The organism is Pseudomonas moorei (assembly GCF_042846945.1).
Lineage (GTDB): Bacteria > Pseudomonadota > Gammaproteobacteria > Pseudomonadales > Pseudomonadaceae > Aquipseudomonas > Aquipseudomonas moorei.
Map to the genome: position 1 here is coordinate 4,686,294 of NZ_AP035776.1, position 19,729 is coordinate 4,706,022.

The window sequence follows — 19,729 nt, forward strand, 5'->3', positions numbered from 1 at the left end:
CCATACGCCATAGGTTGTACTTCCATATCAATGAAGGGTTGTTATATAACGTACTCCGGACATAAAAGGTGCCCTCAGCGACTGCCTCGCCAGGTCACCCATAGAGCTAACAATCAGCCACCGAGTACCCGAACATGTCGATCTATGAGCAAGGGCTAGACCCTTCGGCTGTCAATCACATTGCCTTGTCGCCTCTGAGCTTCATCGAACGCACTGCCAACGTTTATCCCGACTACCCCGCCGTCATCCACGGTTCGATCCGCCGCACCTGGGCCCAGACCTACACCCGCTGCCGGCGCCTGGCCTCGGCACTGGCCGGGCGCGGTATCGGCAAGGACGACACGGTGGCGGTGATGCTGCCCAACATTCCCGAGATGCTTGAAGTGCATTTCGGCGTGCCGATGATCGGTGCGGTGCTCAACCCGCTCAACGTGCGCCTGGATGCCGAAGCCATCGCCTTCATGCTGCAGCACGGTGAAGCCAAGGTGCTGATTACCGACCGTGAATTCCATGGGGTGATCCACGCGGCGATCGGCATGCTCGATCACCCGCCGCTGGTGATTGACGTCAACGACCCGGAATATGGCGAAGGCCAGGCCGTCAGCGATCTGGACTACGAAGCGTTGTTGGCCGAAGGCGATCCGGCGTTCGACTGGAAATGGCCAGTGGACGAATGGCAAGCCATCTCCCTGAACTACACCTCCGGCACCACCGGCAATCCCAAAGGCGTGGTGTACCACCATCGCGGCGCGTACCTGAACGCCTTGGGCAACCAGATGACCTGGGCCATGGGCAACCATCCGGTGTACCTCTGGACGCTGCCGATGTTCCATTGCAACGGCTGGTGCTACCCCTGGACCATCACCGCCATGGCCGGTGTGCATGTGTTTTTGCGCCGGGTCGATCCGCAGAAAATCCTGACGCTGATTCGCGAGCATCAGATTACTCACCTGTGCGGTGCGCCGATCGTGCTCAATGCCCTGGTGAACATGCCGGAATCGGCGAAAGCAGCCATCGATCATCCGGTCAGCGCCATGGTGGCCGGTGCCGCTCCGCCGGCCAAAGTGATCGGTGCCGTGGAAGCCATGGGCATCAAGGTCACGCACGTCTATGGCCTGACGGAAACCTACGGCCCGGTGACGATTTGTGCCTGGCATGCCGAATGGGATGAGTTGCCTCTGGAAGAACGGGCGCAAATCAAGTCCCGGCAAGGCGTACGTTACCCAACCCTGGAAGGCGTGATGGTCGGCGATTCGAAGACCCTGGAGCCGACCCCGCGCGATGGCCAGACCATCGGTGAGATCTTCATGCGTGGCAATACCGTGATGAAGGGTTACTTGAAGAATCCATCCGCCACGGCCGAAGCGTTCGAGGGTGGCTGGTTCCACACCGGCGACCTGGCGGTGTGTCATCCCGACGGTTACGTGGAAATCAAGGATCGTCTCAAGGACATCATCATTTCCGGTGGCGAGAACATTTCCACCATCGAACTCGAAGGCGTGCTCTACCGCCATCCGGGTGTGATGGAAGCGGCCGTGGTTGCCCGTCCCGATGAAAAGTGGGGCGAAACGCCCTGTGCCTTTATTACGCTCAAGGCCGATCACCAGGACGTTCGCGAGGCGGACATCATCAGTTTCTGCCGCGAACACCTGGCCGGCTTCAAAGTGCCGCGCACCGTGATCTTCACCCTGTTGCCCAAGACATCCACCGGCAAGATCCAGAAGTACGTGCTGCGCGACCGGGCTGCGGCGCTCTAGCCTGACACAACGCCGTACCCCTTGAGCGACAGGTGATTGACCTGGCGCCCAAGGGCTCGTGCACGTCAGCTTTTGCGCCAGCGTTTCCAGTCATAGACCAAAAAGGTACGGCCCGCCGATGCGGCGCCCTGCCCCTCGCACAACCGTCACAACGAGGTTCACGTTATGCCCGAATTCAAAGCCCCGCTGCGCGACATGCGCTTTGTGCTGCATGAAGTGTTCGACGCCCCGGCCCTGTGGGCACGCCTGCCGGCGCTGGCCGAGAGCGTCGATGCCGACACGGCCGACGCCATTCTCGAGGAAGCGGCGAAAGTCACCTCGCACCTGATCGCACCGCTCAATCGCAGCGGCGATGAAGAAGGCGCGCAGTGGCAGGCGGGCCAAGTCACCACGCCCGTCGGCTTCAAGCAGGCTTACACCACCTACATCGAAGGCGGCTGGGTGGGTTTGTCCGGGAATGTCGAGTTTGGCGGCATGGGCATGCCGAAGATGCTCGCGGTGCAGTTCGAAGAGATGCTCTACGGCGCCAACTCAAGCTTTGCGTTGTATTCGGCCCTGAGCTCCGGTGCCTGCCTGGCGCTGGATGCCCATGCCAGCGAAGCCCTGAAAAACCTCTATCTGCCACCAATGTACGAAGGCCGCTGGGCCGGTTCCATGTGCCTGACCGAAGCCCACGCCGGCACCGACCTGGGGCTCATCCGCACCCGCGCCGAACCTCAGGCCGACGGCAGCTACGCCATCACCGGCAGCAAGATTTTCATCACCGGCGGCGATCAGGACCTGACTGAAAACATCGTCCACCTGGTGCTCGCCAAGCTGCCCGATGCGCCGGCCGGCCCTAAAGGCATTTCGCTGTTTCTGGTGCCGAAAGTGCTGGTCAACGCCGACGGCTCCCTCGGCGCAGGCAACGCCGTGAGTTGCGGTTCGATCGAACACAAGATGGGGATCAAGGCGTCGGCCACCTGCGTGATGAACTTCGACGGCGCCAGCGGTTGGCTGATCGGTGAGGCGAACAAGGGCCTGGCGGCGATGTTCACCATGATGAACTACGAACGCCTTTCCATCGGCATCCAGGGCATCGGCTGTGCCGAGGCGTCCTATCAGAGCGCCGTGGCCTACGCTCGCGAACGCATCCAGAGCCGCTCGCCGACTGGCGCCATGGCTCCGGACAAAGCGGCCGACCCGATCATCGTGCACCCCGACGTGCGACGCATGCTGCTGAGCATGAAAGCCCTGACAGAAGGCGGTCGCGCGTTCGCCAGTTATGTCGGGCAGCAACTGGACCTGGCGAAATTTTCCGACGATGCCCGGGAGCGTGAGAGCGCCCAGGACCTGGTCGCGCTGCTGACGCCGGTGGCCAAGGCATTTTTTACCGACACCGGCCTGGAAAGCTGCATCAACGGCCAGCAAGTGTTTGGTGGCCATGGCTACATCCGCGAATGGGGCCAGGAGCAACTGGTGCGCGACGTGCGCATCGCGCAGATTTATGAAGGCACCAACGGCATCCAGGCGCTGGACCTGCTCGGGCGCAAGGTGCTGGCCGACAAGGGGCTGGCGCTGCGCCAATTCACCGGGGAGATTCGTCGCTTTGCCGCCCAACCCGATGCGCCCTATGCCTCTCAGTTGCTGGACGCGGTGCAGCGCCTGGAGGACCTGAGCGACTGGCTGCAGGATCGAGCGGCGACCCACCGTAACGAAGTCGGCGCCGCTTCAGTGGAATATCTGCACCTGTTCGGTTACGTCGCCTACGCCTGGCTTTGGGCGCGGATGGCGCAAGTGGCCCTGCACAAACGGGGCGAGGACGAAACGTTCTACGGCGCGAAAATCGCCACCGCCGACTTCTACATCCATCGCCTGCTGCCGCGCATCTTGAGCCTGGAGCAATCCATTCGCGCCGGCAGCGCCCCGTTGTATGGCCTGAGCGCCGAACAGTTCTGACGCTTGAACCCACGCGGCGTCAGCTCCTCTCAATTGGGCGCCGCGTTTTTTTATCCATAAGCTCTGGCAGGCACGCCTGCCCCCCCTGTGCGTGGGCGCGATCCCATCGGCACGCTTGCGGAAAAACACCTCCAACACAGCACACCGATTCAATCTTTGCGCCTGAGGCTGCGCCACCATGAACGCCTCACTCCCCCGTAAGGATCGTTGTCATGGCCATTGCGAAAGCTGTTCCCGGTAAAACCCTGCTGAACCCGACCGACCACACCCTGATCATGATCGATCACCAGTCGCAGATGTCCTTTGCGACCAAATCCATCGACGCCGTCACGCTACGCAATAACGCTTCCCTGGTCGCCAAGGCCGCGCGTGGATTCAAGGTCTCGACGATTCTGACCACGGTCGCCGAAAAGAGCTTTTCCGGTCCGATCTTCGACGAAATCAAGGCGGTGTTCCCGGAACACAAGGTGATCGACCGCACCAGCATGAACACCTGGGAAGATGAGCGGATCGCTGTCGAGGTCAATGCCTTCGGCAAACAGAAAATCGTCCTGGCCGGCTTGTGGACGTCGGTGTGCATCGTCGGCCCGGCACTGTCGGCAATCGACCAGGGCTTCGAGGTCTATGTGATCGCCGACGCCTGCGGCGACGTCAGCACCGAAGCCCACGAAATGGCCATGCAGCGCATGATCCAGCTCGGTGCCCGGCCGATGACATCGCTGCAATACCTGCTGGAGCTGCAGCGTGACTGGGCGCGCACCGAGACCTACGACGAAACCGTGAAAACCTCGATTGCCAATGGTGGCGCCTATGGTCTGGGACTGATCTACGCCAAAACCATGTTTGGCGCTTCGGAAGGCCATTAATCGCTTTTCAACTGCCTGCGGCTGCGGACCTTTCGCAGTCGCGGGCCTGTGGTGACAGATCGATGAAGTGTGCCTCCCCCGACCTGCGGATCAGCCTGACCTTATGCTTATCGCTACTGACCGCCGGGACTGCCCTGGCAGACGAATCGGCGTCAGGGTTTCTCAGTGGTGCGTCGCTTGAAGTGCTCAGTCGCAACTTCTACCTCAACAGCGATTACCGTTCCCCCTCGCCGACGGGCAAAAGCTATAAAGCCGAATGGGCTCAAGGCTTTATCAGTTCCTTTGAATCCGGATTCACACCGGGGACTGTGGGTTTTGGCCTCGACGCCCATGCTTTCCTGGGTTTGAAGCTGGACAGCGGCAAGGGCCGTTCCGGGACCGGTCTGTTGCCGGTCGACAGCGATGGACGCAGCGCCAGTGACTATTCCAGCGGTGGCGGTGCAATCAAACTCAATAGCTCGAAAACCACCTTGTCCTTCGGTGAAATGACGGTGGAAACCCCGGTGTTCGACACCTCGGACAAGCGTCTGCAACCGGAATACGCTACCGGCTTTCTGCTCAACAGCCGCGAAATCGACGGCATGAAGCTTGCTGCCGGCCACTTCACGGCCTTCAAGAACCAGGACAGTTCCTCAAGCAAGGGCAATTTCTACGGTTACGGGGCCAATACCGAAGCGGGCGGAATTTCGTTCGCCGGCGCCGACCTGTTCACGCAAAGCCCTGTCGGCGGCGCACTGTACGCCTCAGAGCTGACGGACACCTGGCATCAGTACTACGGCAACCTGCACCTGAAACAGCCGGGCATATTCCTCGACGGGAACATCTACCACACCCGGCAAACCGGTCAGGCGCTGGCCGGCGCCATCGACAACACGGCCTATAGCCTGTCGGGCAAATACACGGTCGGTGCCCATGGTTTCACCCTGGCGTATCAAAAAGTCGAGGGCAATACACCGTTCGATTTCGTCGGTGGCGATTCGATCTACCTCGCCAACTCGATCAAGTACGCCGATTTCAACGGCGCGGGCGAACGCTCGTGGCAGGCACGTTACGACCTCGACTTGAGCACCTTCGGCGTGCCCGGCCTGAACTTCATGACCCGCTACGTCAAAGGCACCGGCATCGACGGCACCCACGCGCCCCAGGGCGGAGCGTATAACCCGTTCGACCCGTCGCTGGGTGAGTACGTACCGCAACAAGGGGATGGCGGACGCCATTGGGAGCGCGACATCGACCTGCGCTATATCGTGCAGTCCGGTGCCGCCAAGGGGTTGAGCCTGCAGGTGTCTCATGTGTCGCACCGCGCCAACGCTGCCCAGGGCGGCGATGACATCGACAGGCTTTACGTGGTCATCCAGTACCCGCTGAGTTTCGGGCCCTTCTGAGCGGAAAATGGCGGAAGGTAGCCGGAGTCGAACCTGCCCGGGAACGGATGCCGTCCCCAACCGGGTTTGAAGCCCGGCCGCGCCACCGGGCGCGATTACCTTCCTTGAAAACCTGGCTATGGGCGCCGGGCCAATACGTTGTCGGGACGAATCTGGCGGCGATCGCCAACTCGTCGGGTCAGGCCCAGGCGATCGAAGTATTCGAGAATCTGGATACTGCGCTTGCGCCCCAGGCCCACCGCATCGCGAAACGCCGACACCTGGATCACCGGGTCGACGTCGGCCAATTGCAACAGCATAGCCGCCAATCGGCGGATCATCGCATCGGTGTAAAAGAGGTCGCGGACCACCTGGTGCAGCAACCCCAACCGGGCCATTTTGCGCAGCAGCAAACGCACCGTGGCTTCGTCATGCGGCAAGTCGCGCACCCAGGGGGGATCGAATCCGGCCGTTTCGAACGATGGCTGTAATTGATGCCAAAGGGCTTCGTCCGCGTCGCTCAAGCGCACTTGATGGCCAGGCAGATGCAGCCACGGCCCGCTGCTGGCGATGTCGCCACTGACCAGCAATTCGTCGAGCAGACAGATGAAGGTCGGACGATCGAGGACCGTGGCACTGAATCGACGCAGGCGATCGCGGTCCGGCCCCATTTGGTCCGGCTCCAATTCGTGAAAGCGCGCCAGTTGTTCCAGCAAGCGTGTTTTCAGCCCTTCCCAACGCGCCGCGCTGAACAGCAACGATCCTTGGCGGGTGTCGATCAGGCGCACGTCCGCGGGCAAAACCCAGGTGTCGCGGGGGCGATTGAATTGACGCTCCAGACGCACGGAGTCGAGTCCGGTTTCGCCGTGGGCCAGTAATTCAGGCAGGCAGTGTTCCAATTCGTTGTGCGCGGCCAGCGCGTGTAACTGCGCCAGACGCTCGGGGCTGCGTCGCTGCCGGTCGGGCGCGAACGGGTCGAGCACCCGGCCACCGCCGAGGGTACGTTGTGCGCTCTGGTCACGCAGAATCAGTGGATCGCCCTTGACCGCCTGCACCGGCGCATTCAGCAGCAGTTGCGCGAACATCCGTGCGCCCGGCGCCAGGCTGGTGCCCTCCAGCAACGCCACGTGTCCGGTCACGTCCTGCGTGCCGAGATGAATGTGCACCGGTTGAAAGTGTTCGAAAGCGCGCGGTTCGCCGGGTAACAAACGCAGGTCGATATCGATTCGCTGGGTCGGTGCATGCAGCCATTCAGCGCACAGCCACTGACCTCGGTGTATCTGCTCCAGCGCCAGGCGTTCGGCACTGATGTTCAAGGCCACACGCTGACCGGCCAGGGCGACCTCGGCCACTCGATTCTGTGCATGCAGGCCGCGCACCCGCACCGATTTGCCGAGCGGGCCGAGCATCAATGTATCGCCGACCGTAACCTGCCCGGACAGCGACGTGCCGGTGACCACGATACCCGCGCCCGCCACGCTGAATGCCCGATCGATCCACAGGCGAAAACCACCTTTGTGACTGCGTTGAACGACCTCGCGTTGCGCTTCGATCAAGGCCTGACGCAGGGTGTAGATGCCCTGCCCGGTCACGCTCGACAGCACGATCTGCGGCGCATCGGCATAAGGGCCCGGCGCCAGCAAGGCTTTGACCTGCTCACAGACGATCTGCACACGAGCCTCATCGACCCGGTCGCATTTGCTGATCGCCACCAGTGCCCGGGGGATGCCCAGCAGTTCGACGATGGCCAGGTGCTCGCGGGTTTGCGGCATCACCCCGTCGTCGGCAGCCACCACCAGCAGCACCAGATCGATGCCCTGCGCCCCGGCCAGCATGTTGTGGGTGAAGCGCTCATGACCGGGTACGTCGATAAAACCGCTGAGGCCGGCGCCCGGTTCCAGCGCGGCGTAGAGGTAACCAAGGTCGATGGTCATGCCTCGCTCACGCTCTTCCCGGCGTCGGTCACCGGATTGTCCGGTCAGTGCCTGGAGCAATGCGGTCTTGCCGTGGTCGATGTGCCCCGCGGTGCCGACGATCACTTTGCCGGATCCCCTGCTTGCAACTGACCGAGTTGCGCCAGCCACGCCGGCTCGTCGTCCAGTTGGCGCAAGTCCAGCCACAAGGCGTCGTCGTCGATGCGTCCGAGCACCGGAATCGGCAGGCTGCGCAGGCTCTCTTCCAGACCGTGCAACCAACGACCACGCAGACGTTTGGAGCAGTTCGGCCGCAGGCATAGCGCCGCACCCGGCAAGCGCGCCACCGGCTGGCTGCCACTGCCGATCATGCCCAGCGCCGGTTCTGCACTGACGCTCCAGGCAGCGCCTAACACGTGCGCCAGGGACGGCAACAGCCGTTGAGCCTGGGCGAAGATCTCCGCCTGAGGCCGGGTCAGCAGCCGCAGGCTTGGCAGCCGCTCGGACAGGCGATCCGGGTTGCGGTACAGGCCGAGCACCGCTTCGAGGGCGGCGAGGGTCAGTTTGTCGACGCGAAGTGCACGTTTCAGCGGGTTTTTCTTGATCCGCGCAATCAGCTCTTTGCGGCCTACGATCAAGCCGGCCTGGGGGCCGCCGAGCAGTTTGTCGCCGCTGAAGGTGACGATGTCTGCGCCATCGAGCAGCGCCTGTCGCACCGTCGGCTCGGCCGGCAGGCCCCAGCGCGTGAGGTCCAGCAAACTGCCACTGCCGAGGTCCTCCAGCAGCGGCAAGCCATGTTTATGCGCCAGTTGCGCCAGCTCTGCGGTGGGCACGCGGGTGGTGAAGCCCTGAATGTTGTAGTTGCTCGCATGCACGCGCATCACCAGACCACTGCGCGGGCCGATGGCGGCTTCGTAGTCACGGGCATGGGTACGGTTGGTGGTGCCGACTTCATGCAGCTTCACCCCGGCGCGGGCCATGATGTCCGGGATGCGAAAGGCGCCGCCGATTTCGATCAGCTCGCCCCGGGAAATGATGCCTTCCTTGCGCGCGCCCAGGCTGTTGAGGGTAAGCAGCACGGCGGCGGCGTTGTTGTTGACCACGGTCACCGCCTCCGCGCCAGTCAGCTCGCGAATCAGGCCTTCGATCAAATCGTCGCGGTCGCCACGCTTGCCGCTGTGCAGGTCGAACTCCAGATTCAGCGGATAACGCGCGGCCATTTGCACTGCGTCTATGGCTTCTTCCGGCAGCAAGGCACGCCCCAGGTTGGTGTGCAGCACTGTGCCGGTGAGGTTGAACACCCGGCGCACATGGCTGCGATGCTGGTTGACCAGCCGCTCACCCGCCCTGCCCGCCAGCACTTGTGGGGCGAGTTCAACGGCGTCGAGTTGTCCGGCCAGTACCGGTTCGCGCAAGTCGTCGAGCAACTGTCGCAGGCTGGCGAGCAAGGCATCGCGCCCATAACGTTCGGCCAAAGGCTGACATGCCGGGTCGCGCAGCAAGCTGTCGATGGAGGGCAGGCGCAAGGCTGGGCTGGCGGATCGGGCAGACATCAGGCGCTCCGGCAAAGGTGGACCGCCTGAGTGTAGACGTTCGCGTCAGTCGCCTCCGGGCGCCAGCAGCAGATTGGGCGCCGGACGCTGAAAGCCTTCCTGCTCCAGGCGCATGTCGAGCATCAGGCTGCTCAGGTCGGCGGACAGCGCTTCGCCTTCGGCGTCGCACTCCAGGTAGATCTGCTTGAGGTAGCTCTGGCAGCCGGGACAGGTTTCGGCGCGCAACGGGGCTTTGTCGGCAGCGTGGCGGTCGCTGTCGAAGCTGACGTATTGCAGGCCCTTGCTTTGCTCGCAATACACGCATTTGACCCGCACCACATGCCATTCGCAGGCGCACAGCGAGCACACCAGATAGCGCAGACCGTTGTATTTGCCGCGATGGCGAATCACCCCGGCCATGGCCGGTGAACCACAGGCCGGGCATTGGTTGAGGCTGGAGCCGGGTTTCAGGGCGAGGTCTGGCGTCGTCAGCAGCCAATGACTCCACGCGACTTGCAATGCCGCGCCGAGAAACGGCACCAGGGCCGCCGGCAACAAGCTGAACTGCCCGCTGACCAAGGCCAGCGCCCAGGTCTTGAGCTGCCCGGCGCTGGCGTTGCGCAACGTCGCTACAGCCTGTTCCACCGCCGGTTGCGCGGCGGGTTGATAGCGCTGCAACAAACCGTGCAGGAACGGCAACCAGGCGTCTTCGCGCACCAGGCTGTCGGCGGCGAACGGCGGTAGACCGTGCTCCAGGCAGCGCCGGATACGTTGCGGGTCGGGCACGGCCGCGTCGGGTGGATCATCCATCAGCCGCTGCTGCTCGTGACACAACCCGGCAATCAGGCGCAGGTACTCGGCCAATGGATGCCCTTCGGCCAGACGCTCCAGGCGCAGCGCGCGCAAGGTGAACAGGTTGGGTGGTGGCAGGTGCAGAAACGGCGGTGCCGTGGCCGCCGCTTCGATCTCTCCAGGCTCCAGAATGGTGGCCAAATCGTTATCCTTTTTTGCTCAAGGGCGGGTCGGGACGCTCGTCACGCGTCACCTCGCGATACCACAGTTCATGGTGTTTCTTCGCCCAGGCGCGGCTGACCCAGCCATGCAGCATGGCGCTGACCGAGCCCTTGATCCAGATCCCGGCGTAGATGTGCACGATGATGCTCAGGATCAGCACGAAACCGGCCAAGGCATGCAGCAACATCGCCCAACGGATCATGGTGATGCCGAAGTAGTCGCTGAAATACGCGCGCCAGATCACCAGACCGGTGAACAGCAGCCCGAACATGCACAGCAGTAAAGTCCAGAACAGCAGCTTCTGCCCGGGGTTGTACTTGCCGATGGGGGGCACGCCCTCCTCTTCGTTTTTCATCACCCGGTCAATACGCTTGAGCCACAAGCGGTCATTGGCAATGAAGTAATTGGCGCGCCAGAAGCGCACCACCAGCCCGAGGAACAACAGAAACATCAACACGCCCATGAACGGGTGCAGGATGCGTGTCCAGGGACCGCCGCCAAACAGGTTGCTCAGCCAGAACAGCGCCGGGTGGAACAACGCCAGCCCGGACAGCCCGGCCATGAAAAACAGGATCGCCACCAGCCAGTGGTTGGTGCGCTGGTTGGCGGTATAGCGAAGGATCTCTTTGCGGATCATGACCTGTTCTCCCGCTTCGGATCATAGGTGTGCACCGACGGATCGACCTCATGCACCGCCGGGTCATTGCCTGGCGGCAGTTCGTCCTCTTCGACGATCTGCGGGCCAACGCGCACGTAATGGAAGAACCCGGCCAGCACCGCCGCGCCCATCGCCAGCAGCGCCAGGGGTTTGCTCACGCCTTTCCACAGGCCCACCAACGGGCTGATCGCCGGGTCGGCGGGCAAGCCGGCATAGAGCTTCGGCGTGTCGGCATGGTGCAGCACGTACATCACATGGGTGCCGCCGACGCCGGCGGGGTCGTACAGACCGGCCTGGTCGAAACCGCGACTCTTGAGGTCGACGATGCGCTCGGCGGCGTGCTCCTTCATGTCTTCCTTGGAGCCGAAGACGATGGCCCCGGTCGGACAGGTTTTCACGCAGGCCGGCTCCAGCCCCACGGCCACCCGGTCCGAACACAAGGTGCATTTGTAGGCCTTGTGATCCTTTTGCGAGATGCGCGGAATGTTGAACGGGCAACCCGTGATGCAGTAGCCGCAACCAATGCAGTGGTCCTGGTTGAAATCGACGATGCCGTTGGCGTGCTTGATGATCGCACCGGGGCTGGGGCATGCCGCCAGGCAACCGGGCTCGGCGCAGTGCATGCAGCCGTCCTTGCGAATCAACCATTCCAGGTTGCCGGCGTCGTTTTCGTGCTCGGTGAAGCGCATCAGGGTCCAGGTTTCGGCGCTGAGGTCCTGCGGGTTGTCATAGGTGCCGTGGTTGTGGCCGACCTCGTCGCGCAGCTCGTTCCATTCCGAGCAGGCGACCTGGCAGGCCTTGCAACCGATGCACTTGGTGGTGTCGATCAGCTTGGCGACTTCCTCCTGATTGCGCACCGAGGACGGTACGGTGGTGGTGGCCGAGCGGGCAATGATGTCTTGGCTGGCCATTTAGATTTTCTCCACGTTGACCAGGAATGACTTGGATTCCGGGGTCTGGGTGTTGCCATCGCCGAGGAACGGCACCAGGGTGTTGGTCAGGTAACCGTGGCGCGTCAGGCCGGTGAAACCCCAGTGCAGCGGGATACCGATCTGGTGCACCACTTGATTGTTGACCTGCAACGGCCGAATCCGCTTGGTCACCACCGCTACGGCTTCAATATGCCCGCGCTTGCAGCTGACGCGCACACGGTCGCCGGCGACGATGCCTTTCTCCTTGGCCAGCACTTCGCCGATCTCGACGAACTGCTCGGGTTGGGCAATCGCATTGAGCTTGCAGTGCTTGCTCCAGAAGTGGAAATGCTCGGTCAGGCGGTAGCTGGTGGCGGCGTACGGGTAATCCTTGGCCACGCCGAGGGAATCCCACACCGAGTCGAAGATCCGCGCCGCCGGGTTGCTGGTGGCTTTCTTGTTGTCCGGGTGCATCGGGTTGATGCCGATGGGCGTTTCGAACGGCTCATAGTGCTCGGGGAACGGCCCTTCGTTCATCTTGTCGACGGCAAAGAACCGCGCCACGCCTTCGGGGTTCATGATGAACGGATTCATCCCGGCTTCCGGCGGCACATCGGCCTTGTAGTCAGGCACGTCGGTGCCGCCCCAGGCTTTGCCGTTCCACCACACCAGGCGTTTTTTCGGATCCCAGGGTTTGCCTTGCACGTCAGCGGAGGCACGGTTGTAGAGAATCCGCCGGTTGGCCGGCCAGGCCCAGGCCCAGCCCAGATGTTGATGCATGCCGTATGGGTCGCTGTTATCGCGCCGGGCCATCTGGTTGCCCGCCTCGGTCCAGCTGCCGCAGAAAATCCAGCAGCCGGACGCCGTGCTGCCATCGTCCTTGAGCTGAGCGAAGCCGGCGAGTTGGGTATTGGCCTTGATAGCCGCGCCAGTGGCGTCGGTGAAGTCGGCGGTGGCGGAACCGTTGATTTCCTTCGCCAGTTCCTCCGGCGAAGGTTCGTCGGCGATCTTGTAGGGCCAGGACAGTTTGAGGATCGGGTCGGGGTATTTCCCGCCTTCGCTCTGATAGCGCTGCCGCAAGCGCAGGAACAGCTCGCTCATGATGCGAATGTCGGTTTGCGCTTCACCAGGGCCATCGGCGCCTTTCCAGTGCCATTGCAGCCAGCGGCTGCTGTTGACCAGCGAACCGTCTTCTTCGGCGAAGCAGGTGGTGGGCAGACGAATCACTTCGGTCTGGATGTCGGCGCTCTTCACATCGTTGAACGGCCCGGCGTTGCGCCAGAACTCCGAGGTCTCGGTGGCCAGCGGGTCCATCACCACCAGCCATTTGAGTCTGGCCAGCGCCGCCATCACCCGGTTCTTGTCGGGCAACGCGGCGATCGGATTGAAGCCCTGGCACATGTAGCCGTTGACCTTGCCCTGGCCCATCAGGTCGAACACCTTGAGGATGTCGTAGTTGGGAATGTCCAGCTTCGGCAGGTACTCGTAGCACCAGTTGTTCTCGGCCGTGGCGTTGGCGCCGTACCAGGCTTTCATCAGGCTGACGTGGAACTTGCCGTAGTTCTGCCAATAGGACAACTGCCCCGGCCGCAGCGGTTTTTGCGTGCGTTTGACGATGTAGGCGTTGTAATCCTGCTCGGCGTCACCCGGCAGCGTCAGGTAACCGGGCAACGAGTTGGACAAAAGACCGAGGTCGGTCAGCCCCTGGATGTTGGAGTGCCCGCGCAAGGCATTCACGCCCCCGCCCGGCATGCCGACGTTGCCCAGCAGCAATTGCACCATGGCGGCGCTGCGGATGATCTGCGAACCGATGGAGTGCTGGGTCCAGCCCAGGGCGTAGAGAATCGTCATGGTCTTGCCCGGTTGCGAGCAGGTGGCGATTTCTTCCCAGATCTTTTTCATGGCATCGACCGGCATGCCGCAAATCTGACTCGCCAGGTCGATGTTGTAGCGGCTGTAGTGCTGCTTCATCAGTTGGTAGACACAACGCGGGTCTTGCAGGGTCGGGTCGACCTTGGCAAATCCGTCCTCACCGAGCTCGTAACCCCAGCCGGACTTGTCGGTATAGGCGCGCTTGGCGACGTCGTAGCCGCTGAAAATCCCGTCTTCGAAGCCATAGCCGGCTTTGACGATGAACGACACGTCGGTGTAATTGCGCACGTATTCGTGCTGGATCTTGTCCTCGGTCAGCAGGTAGTTGATCAACCCGCCCATGAAAGCGATGTCGGTGCCGGTGCGGATCGGTGCGTAATAGTCGGCCACCGAGGCCGTGCGGGTGAATCGCGGGTCGACCACGATCAGCCGCGCCTTGTTGTGCGCCTTGGCTTCGGTCACCCATTTGAAACCGCAAGGGTGCGCTTCTGCTGAGTTGCCGCCCATCACCAGAACCAGGTTCGCGTTGGCGATATCGGTCCAGGTATTGGTCATGGCACCACGGCCGTACGTCGGGGCAAGACTTGCCACCGTCGGGCCGTGTCAGACACGCGCCTGGTTATCAAACCCCAGCATGCCGAGACTGCGAATGACCTTGTGGGTGATGTAGCCCGCTTCGTTGGACGCTGCCGAGGCCGCGAGGAAACCGGTGGTCAGCCAGCGGTTCACCGTTTGCCCCTGGGCGTTTTTCTCGACGAAGTTGGCGTCGCGGTCGGCCTTCATCAGGTCGGCGATACGATTGAGCGCGTCATCCCAGGACACCCGCGTCCATTCGCTGCTGCCGGGCTTGCGTACCTGCGGGTATTGCAGGCGACCGGGGCTGTGAATGAAGTCCAGCAGGCCTGCGCCTTTGGGGCACAGGGTGCCGCGGTTGACCGGGTGGTCGGCGTCACCTTCGATGTGGATGATGCTTTGCGCGACATTCTTCGCCGCATCGCCCTGGCTGTACATGATCACCCCACAGCCGACCGAGCAATACGGGCAGGTGTTGCGGGTTTCATGGGTGTGGGCGAGCTTGAAGTGGCGCACCTGTTCGGCAAAGGCTGGCGTCGGGGCCATGCCCAACGCACCCAGGCTAGAGCCTGCAAGGCCGATACCGGCGACCTTGAAGAACTGACGACGGCTGAGGTCCATCGTGCACTCCTGATCAGGTGGAAATCCGGTACTTTTCCCGGATTTTTCTCGACAAACATGGTTGCGGCAGACGGGCTGCCGACACTGAAACTCTAGACAACGCGAGGGGGTCCTGTGTGAAAACCGACCGTCGGCCGTTTATCGAGTCGACGCAAACCCTGTGGGAGCGGGCTTGCCCGCGATGGCGGAGGGTCAGCCACTGTTAATGTTGACTGTGCCGTCGCTATCGCGGGCAAGCCCGCTCCCACAGGGGGTTCTTGTTCGGGCCATCGAGCAGGCTCGCTCCTACAGGGGCTTGGCGCTTATCATGGCGCCATATCCAACCCAGCCTTGACGAGACTGCGCATGACTTTCGATTTTGATCAGGTCTTCGACCGCCACAACACCGGCAGCACCAAATGGAGCCGCTACCCGGCCGACGTGCTGCCAATGTGGGTCGCCGACATGGATTTCGCCGCACCGCCGGTGATCATCCAGGCCCTGCAAAAACGCCTGGAACACCCGATGGTCGGCTATAGCGTGGCCCCGGACGACTTGCGCGAGGCCATCGTGGCCGACCTGTGGAACAAATACGCCTGGTGCGTGGAGCCCCAGGAACTGATCTTCCTGCCGGGCGTCGAGTCGGGCTTCAACATGGCGCTCAAGGCCCTGGTGCAACCGCAACAGAATGTCGTGGTGCAGGTGCCGAACTACCCGCCGCTGCGTCATGCCCCGGGCCATTGGGGATTGAACAAGGTCGAGCTGGGCTTCGAGGCGCAGCCCGACGGTACCTACGCCACGCCGCTGGCGACCTTGAGCCAGTCGCTGCAAGGTGGCGGCGCGCTGCTGTTGAGCAACCCGCACAACCCGCTGGGCAAAGCATTCCCGCGCGCCGAGTTGCAGGCCATTGCCGATATCTGCCTGGAGCACGACGCCTGGATCATCTCCGACGAAATTCACGCCGAGCTGTGTTACGACGGTCGCCAGCACATTCCGATGGCAACCCTGAGCCCGCAAATCGCCAAGCGCACCATCACCCTGATGTCGGCCAGCAAGGCCTACAACATCGCCGGGCTGAAAACCTCGTTCATGATCATTCAGGACCGTAACCTGCGTGAGCGCGTCAACCAGGCCCGTTGCGGCATGGTCGACAGCGTCAACCCCCTGGGCCTGGAAGCCACCCGCGTCGCCTACAGCGAAGCCGCGCCCTGGCTGAACGAACTCAAGGCCTACCTGCAAGGCAATCGCGATTATCTGGTCGAAGCCGTGCGCAGCCGCCTGCCGGGTATCAGCATGAACGTGCCGCAAAGCACCTACCTGGCCTGGCTCGATTGCTCGGCGCTGGGGCTGGACAACCCGCAGCAGTTTTTCCTCGAACAGGCCAAAGTCGGTTTGAGCGCCGGCCTGGACTTCGGCGATGACTGCCAACAGTTCGTGCGCCTGAACTTCGGCTGCCCGCGCTCATTGCTGGAAGAAGGCATCGCGCGGATGGAGCGCAGCTTGCGCAACCTCCGCGCCTGACACCGGCCCAGGAATTGCGTACCCGGGCACGCCCCATTGCAGGAGCGAGCTTGCTCGCAATGGACGTCATCGATAACGCGTGTAACCAGACTGAACGCGGCGCGCGTGAGCTTTATTGCCTGGATCGCCGCACCGGGGTGCCGTGCTGCGGGCATTGGCACTCGCCTCGTGCTCCCTGCGCTGGATGCCGGTGGCGTCGGGTGACTGACCCTGTCACCCGTTTGCTCACTTCATCGCCGAAGCAATCACTTCCACCAGGCTGAGTTGAGTAAAGGGTTTCGACAGCCTGGGCAGTTTGGTGGCGAATCCTTCCAGTCGCTCGGCATAACCGGTGGCCAGGATAATCGGTACGTTGGGGTCCAGTGTGCGGATCGCATCCGCCAGTTGCGCACCACTCATCTGCGGCATGGCCATGTCGGTGATCACCAGGTCAATGCCCTGTTGCCCCGTAAACACTTCCAGTGCCTGGACACCGGAGGTGGCGCTGATGACCCGATGCCCGAGGTCTTCGAGCAACAGGCAGGTGCTGGTCAGCACCAGGCTGTCGTCATCCACCACCAGGACGCTCAGGCGTGGCACATCCGGCGCTGCGGGTTTATCGGCAACCAGGTTGGCCGCCACGCTCTCGGTAGCGACGGGCAACCACAGTTCCGCCGTGGTGCCCTGATTTTTCTGGCTCTTGAGCACCAACCGTCCGCCCAGTTGCGCGATAAAGCCGTGGACCATCGACAACCCCAGCCCGGTGCCCTTGCCCAGTCCTTTGGTGGTGAAGAACGGGTCCATCGCCGACGCCAGCGTCGCCTCATCCATGCCTTCCCCGGTATCGGTGATACTCAGGCACACATAACGGCCGGCAACCAGTGCCGGGCGGCTGCCCTTTTGGATCTCTTCGGTTCGCGTGCTGATGACGATCTTGCCACCATGGGGCATGGCATCACGGGCGTTGGTGGCCAGATTCAACACGGCCAGTTCAAGTTGGTTGACGTCGGCCATCACTGGCTCGACATCCGGAAGGAAACGCGTTTCCAATTCCACTGACGGCCCCAACGAACTGCGCAGCAGACCGGAGATTCCCTGCACCAGGGCCGGTATCTCGACAGGTTCCGATTTCAGTTCCTGACGCCGTGCAAAAGCCAGCATGCGCTGGGTCAGGGAAACACCGCGCAAGGCACCCTGGGTCGCGTTGTCCAGCAATCGCACGACTTTCGGGTCATCCGCCAGACGCTTGCGCACGATTTCCAGATTGCCAAGGATGACGGTCAACAAATTGTTGAAGTCGTGGGCGATGCCGCCGCTGAGTTGGCCGATGGCCTGCATTTTCTGCGCCTGGAACAGCGCTTCGCGGGTTTGCTCCAGCGTCTGCTGGGCGAGTGTCGATTCGGTGATGTCACGGGTGATCTTGGCGAAACCGAGCAAGGTACCGGTCTCGCCCCGGATCGGATCGACCACGACATGCGCCAGAAACCGCGTGCCGTCCTTGCGTACACGCCAGCCCTTGCTTTCGAATCGCCCTTCACGGGTCGCGGTGTCCAGGGTTCGCTGCGGCTCACCCGCCTCGCGGTCTTGCGGGGTATAGAACATCGAGAAATGCTCGCCGATCACTTCCCGGGGCAAGTAGCCCTTGATGCGCTGCGCACCGAGATTCCAGTTGGTCACGCGTCCATCCGGGGCGAGCATGTAAATGGCATAGTCCGTGACGCTTTGTACTAGCAAGCGGAACTGCTGCTCGCTCTGCTTGAGGACTTCTTCAGCCATTTTGCGGTCGGTCAAATCACGGGTGATCTTGGCAAATCCCAGCAATTTTCCCGAAGGATCGACAATCGGATCAATCACCACGTGGGACCAGAAGTGCGTGCCGTCCTTGCGTACGCGCCAGCCTTCGCCTTCGAATCGCCCTTCGTGAATCGCCGTGTCCAGCGCCCGTTGGGGCAAACCGGCACGGCGGTCCTCATCGGTGTAGAAGCGCGAGAAATGCTGGCCGAGGATTTCCGCCTCCTCGTACCCCTTGAAACGCTTGGCGCCGGCGTTCCAGCTGGTGATGATGCCGTCGGGGTCAACCATGTAGATCGCGTAGTCAATCACCGCATCGATCAACAAGCGAAAACGCTTGTCCTCAACGGCATTTGGCCTGCTTCGATCCTCGGTCATTGAGTTCTCGCATCATGATTGCTTTGCTGGAGTATGAGACAAACTGCATTTGGAAAGCCATGATTCCGGCGGTTTGTTTCATAGCCTGCAATCCCGGCCGGCTTAGCGATAGACGTATTTGGTGATATAGGAATAAAGGTCGTTGTAGACGAAATCAGGAACCTGCTTGTCATATTGGCTGGTTTTAAGCAGCTGTAAATGACATTCCTTGACCATCTCGTCACGCTCCTCCATCGAATACACCGACCTCCTGAGGATTGTGTCATAGGCGCTGTACGCATATGGCTGCAACGTTGAAACTTCGTTCAGATTCCCGTTTGCGTCCAGGGTATAGCTGCTGTGAGCACGCAGTACCCGCTCGCTCAGCGTGCCCAGACCACGCTCGTACAAGAAGATCTGCGAGCCGCTCACCGTCTTTGCGATGAACTCGAACGCAACGAGAACCGCCGGGGCGTTACTGATGCTCGACTCGAGTCTCGAATAGCTGACAAATCGCTCCATCTCCTGCTTTTGCAGGCTGGAGAATGCTCTTTTGATGCTGGAAATATGGGCGAACGCATGATTGCAGCCCACGACATGGACTTCGAGTTGATAACCAGGAACAAACTTTGCCAATCCGGCAAAACCGATGTCATCGAACGCGCACTCCATGATGATGTTGTATCTATGAGTAAGCGCGTTGGCGAAGATTTTCGAACCAAGTTCCCTGGCAAACGCTTCTGAATGTTCGTAGGCGTGCAATACGCCGAACTCGATCATGTCGTCGTAACGCGGGTGTTTTTTTCGATATTCGGGCAGGTACAGTCGAATGTAGTTCCCGTAATTTCCGGATGGCAGCAAGCTCTTTTCCAGCAGGTAAGTCTTGCCCGAGCCCTCCACTCCGGCGGTGATCAGCAACTTCGGGATGGTTTCAGCAGTTTTGTCGGCAAAGAGCGTAGGGAAGATCTCGTCGAACGCCTTGATTACGTCGTCTGAGGAGTAACTGTATTTCGGTTCATCTGACATACCTTGATTTCCTTATCAAAGAATTGGGCTGTGATATCCAGCCCTCCCAATAAAACG

General features: G+C 61.7%; 13 protein-coding genes and 1 tRNA gene. 5 read left to right on the plus strand and 9 right to left on the minus strand.

Annotated elements, in window-relative coordinates; translation table 11 throughout:
* Positions 1-134: 134 nt before the first annotated feature.
* From ACGJAX_RS22140 to ACGJAX_RS22155, 4 genes are all read left to right on the plus strand, one after another.
* Positions 135-1,757, plus strand: coding sequence for an acyl-CoA synthetase (locus ACGJAX_RS22140; RefSeq protein WP_247257087.1), 1,623 nt, complete (start codon positions 135-137; stop codon positions 1,755-1,757).
* Positions 1,758-1,922: 165 nt separating this feature from the next.
* Positions 1,923-3,695: an acyl-CoA dehydrogenase C-terminal domain-containing protein gene (locus ACGJAX_RS22145; RefSeq protein ID WP_247257088.1), complete on the plus strand. Its 1,773-nt coding sequence runs from the start codon at positions 1,923-1,925 to the stop codon at positions 3,693-3,695.
* Positions 3,696-3,907: 212 nt separating this feature from the next.
* The gene (locus ACGJAX_RS22150; protein ID WP_090321558.1) at positions 3,908-4,561 is read left to right on the plus strand and encodes a hydrolase; all 654 of its coding nucleotides are present in this window, start codon (positions 3,908-3,910) and stop codon (positions 4,559-4,561) included.
* Between the two features lie 62 nt (positions 4,562-4,623).
* Positions 4,624-5,946: an OprD family outer membrane porin gene (locus tag ACGJAX_RS22155; RefSeq protein ID WP_390956171.1), complete on the plus strand. Its 1,323-nt coding sequence runs from the start codon at positions 4,624-4,626 to the stop codon at positions 5,944-5,946.
* Positions 5,947-5,954: 8 nt separating this feature from the next.
* Here the strand turns inward: ACGJAX_RS22155 and ACGJAX_RS22160 are convergent.
* From ACGJAX_RS22160 to fdnG, 7 genes are all read right to left on the minus strand, one after another.
* A tRNA-Sec gene (locus ACGJAX_RS22160) sits at positions 5,955-6,050 on the minus strand.
* Between the two features lie 12 nt (positions 6,051-6,062).
* Positions 6,063-7,964, minus strand: coding sequence for a selenocysteine-specific translation elongation factor (selB, locus tag ACGJAX_RS22165; protein ID WP_390956172.1), 1,902 nt, complete (start codon positions 7,962-7,964; stop codon positions 6,063-6,065).
* On the minus strand, positions 7,961-9,391 hold the full coding sequence (selA, locus tag ACGJAX_RS22170; protein ID WP_390956174.1) for an L-seryl-tRNA(Sec) selenium transferase: 1,431 nt from the start codon (positions 9,389-9,391) through the stop codon (positions 7,961-7,963). Before selA ends, selB begins: the two co-directional genes overlap by 4 nt.
* 45 nt (positions 9,392-9,436) lie before the next feature.
* On the minus strand, positions 9,437-10,363 hold the full coding sequence (gene fdhE / locus ACGJAX_RS22175) for a formate dehydrogenase accessory protein FdhE (RefSeq protein ID WP_390956175.1): 927 nt from the start codon (positions 10,361-10,363) through the stop codon (positions 9,437-9,439).
* 4 nt (positions 10,364-10,367) lie between these two features.
* The gene (locus ACGJAX_RS22180) at positions 10,368-11,021 is read right to left on the minus strand and encodes a formate dehydrogenase subunit gamma (protein ID WP_090321544.1); all 654 of its coding nucleotides are present in this window, start codon (positions 11,019-11,021) and stop codon (positions 10,368-10,370) included.
* The gene (gene fdxH / locus ACGJAX_RS22185) at positions 11,018-11,953 is read right to left on the minus strand and encodes a formate dehydrogenase subunit beta (RefSeq protein ID WP_090321541.1); all 936 of its coding nucleotides are present in this window, start codon (positions 11,951-11,953) and stop codon (positions 11,018-11,020) included. Before fdxH ends, ACGJAX_RS22180 begins: the two co-directional genes overlap by 4 nt.
* The gene (gene fdnG / locus ACGJAX_RS22190; protein WP_390956177.1) at positions 11,954-15,019 is read right to left on the minus strand and encodes a formate dehydrogenase-N subunit alpha; all 3,066 of its coding nucleotides are present in this window, start codon (positions 15,017-15,019) and stop codon (positions 11,954-11,956) included.
* A 345-nt stretch (positions 15,020-15,364) separates the two neighbouring features.
* On the opposite strand from fdnG, the gene ACGJAX_RS22195 reads away from it, so the two are divergent.
* Positions 15,365-16,519 (plus strand): PatB family C-S lyase, encoded by a 1,155-nt coding sequence (locus ACGJAX_RS22195; protein ID WP_390956179.1) that lies wholly within the window; start codon positions 15,365-15,367, stop codon positions 16,517-16,519.
* A 225-nt stretch (positions 16,520-16,744) separates the two neighbouring features.
* Here ACGJAX_RS22195 and ACGJAX_RS22200 read toward each other — a convergent pair whose 3' ends face one another.
* Both ACGJAX_RS22200 and ACGJAX_RS22205 read right to left on the minus strand, forming a co-directional pair.
* Positions 16,745-18,667 (minus strand): PAS domain S-box protein, encoded by a 1,923-nt coding sequence (locus ACGJAX_RS22200; protein WP_390956180.1) that lies wholly within the window; start codon positions 18,665-18,667, stop codon positions 16,745-16,747.
* A gap of 102 nt (positions 18,668-18,769) precedes the next feature.
* Positions 18,770-19,672 (minus strand): zeta toxin family protein, encoded by a 903-nt coding sequence (locus ACGJAX_RS22205; RefSeq protein ID WP_247257098.1) that lies wholly within the window; start codon positions 19,670-19,672, stop codon positions 18,770-18,772.
* Positions 19,673-19,729: the final 57 nt, after the last annotated feature.